The organism is Roseibacillus ishigakijimensis (genome assembly GCF_016595415.1).
Lineage (GTDB): Bacteria > Verrucomicrobiota > Verrucomicrobiia > Verrucomicrobiales > Akkermansiaceae > Roseibacillus > Roseibacillus ishigakijimensis.
This window is the reverse complement of the sequence record NZ_JAENIO010000084.1, coordinates 1-2,076: the sequence shown is the minus strand read 5'-3', so window position 1 is coordinate 2,076 and position 2,076 is coordinate 1. Positions and strand designations below refer to the sequence as shown.

General features: G+C 46.8%; 3 protein-coding genes. All 3 read left to right on the top strand.

The genetic code is table 11. The annotated features are described in order from the left end of the window. The first annotated feature begins 104 nt into the window (after positions 1–104). The 3 genes from JIN78_RS16620 (at position 105) to JIN78_RS16610 (ending at position 2,005) form a co-directional block, all read left to right on the top strand. Entirely contained in the window at positions 105–599 is a 495-nt protein-coding gene (locus JIN78_RS16620; RefSeq protein ID WP_200393122.1) for a hypothetical protein, read from the top strand. A gap of 151 nt (positions 600–750) precedes the next feature. Then, positions 751–1,170, top strand: a complete 420-nt coding sequence (locus JIN78_RS16615) for a hypothetical protein (protein ID WP_200393121.1) — start codon at positions 751–753, stop codon at positions 1,168–1,170. A gap of 412 nt (positions 1,171–1,582) precedes the next feature. Further along, on the top strand, positions 1,583–2,005 hold the full coding sequence (locus tag JIN78_RS16610; RefSeq protein ID WP_200393120.1) for a hypothetical protein: 423 nt from the start codon (positions 1,583–1,585) through the stop codon (positions 2,003–2,005). Positions 2,006–2,076: the final 71 nt, after the last annotated feature.

Here is a 2,076-nt window from a genome sequence, read left to right as displayed (position 1 = left end):
AGTCCAAGTGGCTGCGGGATAGCCCACGAAAATCCTAAGCACGCCACTTTTCCTTGAAAAGGTGCTGGTCTGGCAAATCATCAACCATATAATCTAGCCTAAATATGAAAGCCCTATTAACTCTCTACATTCTGCTAGGGATAGTTTACGCCGAGGACTCGTGGGTGCCGAAGGTAAATTCAGCAAAAGAGGGCGATGAGCCCGCTTTTGAATCAAGGACATATCCGCTGTCGGAGCTGTTGTTCGATGTTCCCAAAGCTACATCAGGGTGGTTGCCAGAAGGCGCTCATGTTGAGTCAGCAACTTGTAAGCAGCTTGGCGAGTATAGAGGCCGCAAAGTCATCCAGGCGAATATTGCTCTTAAAGGTCGCGGATACTCTGAATTGCTTCTAATACTCTGCAGTGATATTGATGGCTTTAAGGTTATATTAGCATCTTTTCAAGATCGGATATCTCAGTATTACGAAATCTTGTCTGCGGAGAATGCAGGTGATACATTTAAAATAAAGACCCGATATAACATATCTGGAACAGACCCATATTCTAGTGATGGCAGTATCACGATTGGAGAAACAGAAGGAGAGTTGTTTCTACGCTGATTCTCGCCAATAGCAGAAGGCTAACAATGCGCGGCACTTCAAATCCGACCGCGTTGGCGGGTCGGAGATTGACTGGAGGAGGGGGTGTGGTAGAAGGGATGAAAGCTTGCTGAATCGGTCGGATTAAGTGTGCTAAACGTTCACTAAAGAAATGAACCGAAAATTTCTCGCATTTACCTTTCTGCTCGTCGGAATTTTTATCGGCTACACTCTTCACTGGCTTCTCTCCGAGAGATTTGAACGCAACAGTTGGAAGAAATCCATTGGGTTCGTTAATAGCGACGAAGGCACTAAATTATTTGATGCCCTGAAGAAGGCTGGAGTGAATCAGGACGAAGTAAATCTAGCCTTCGATGACTCAACGCTGAGAATTCGAGTTAACATCTCTGATGATAGGGTGGATTCTCTCGTCGAGATGCTCAAAGATGTTGCGCCAGCGCACTCTGTTTCACTGGAAGTGAGATCGGAGCGAGGAGGTGTATTCTTTTTACCTGAAGGAGCAATAGACTTTCGTGATGTTATGGTTCGCTTGAGCCGCCGTGAAACAACACGCAACGAATCGGGCAGGTAACGGGTTCTAACCGTCCCCCCCACACCACCGGACATGCGACTTTGCCTCTACCGGCGGGACGCCAGGGCTCCCTGATGGCCCGGCGACGGGGTTCTGCCTATGAACAAGAGTGCCTACGCTCTTTTTCCAAGCCTCTGACGTTCCGCCCTACCTGAAGGTCAAAATATCCGACTATTCCGCAATGCCTGACTATCGACCCGATCCAAGATTTTCGGATCAGGAAGAGAAACGATAACGATTTCTTTCATCTTGCGGCAGCATCGAAAAATCAGTAAATTAAGCTTTGAATCAGAGACTTCCGCAAATGACTCACACCAAGCCCCCCACACCTTCCCAAGTAACAAGTATTCTCAACAATCGTCCTGCTCCTATAGCAGCATCGTCGTGCTAATAAATACTGTTCTACTGAAATATGAGAGCGGGCCCTCAGTTTGCTGGTTTTTGTATCGTCGGCTTTTCTTTGGTTACTGCAGGTGTTGTCTCTTTGGCAAAGGGCTATCCCACAGAGACCTTTCCAGACGGAACTGTTATTAAATACCCGAAGATAAATTGGCAGCAGGAGATAGGAGGGAAGTGGTATGCCGTTCAACAGTATCCGAAAGAAGCCAGCTTACCTGGACTTGGAACTAAATCAATGTCAATTATTTCCGTGGATAAATTTGCTAATATTCGAAGTGAGGGGGACGTTTTCTACATTGAACCACGAGAGGAAGGCGCGTCTTCGGTGGTTGCGTCAATTCAGGTTGCTAACCACTCATTTCATCTCCCACTGAGATTTGAATTCTGTCTGATTATCCTTGGCTTATTTACGCTCACACTACACGACAAAAATTGAGGGGTGAAAAGGCGATTTGAGCCAAGCGAGAAACTCGTTGCGGTCCTTGGCCTTGAGGTGGGGATTGTTAA

Coding starts and splice junctions, on each gene's coding strand:
- JIN78_RS16615 (WP_200393121.1), top strand. CDS start 751: ATGAACCGAAAATTTCTCGCATTTACCTTTCTGCTCGTCGGAATTTTT.
- JIN78_RS16610 (WP_200393120.1), top strand. CDS start 1,583: ATGAGAGCGGGCCCTCAGTTTGCTGGTTTTTGTATCGTCGGCTTTTCT.
- JIN78_RS16620 (WP_200393122.1), top strand. CDS start 105: ATGAAAGCCCTATTAACTCTCTACATTCTGCTAGGGATAGTTTACGCC.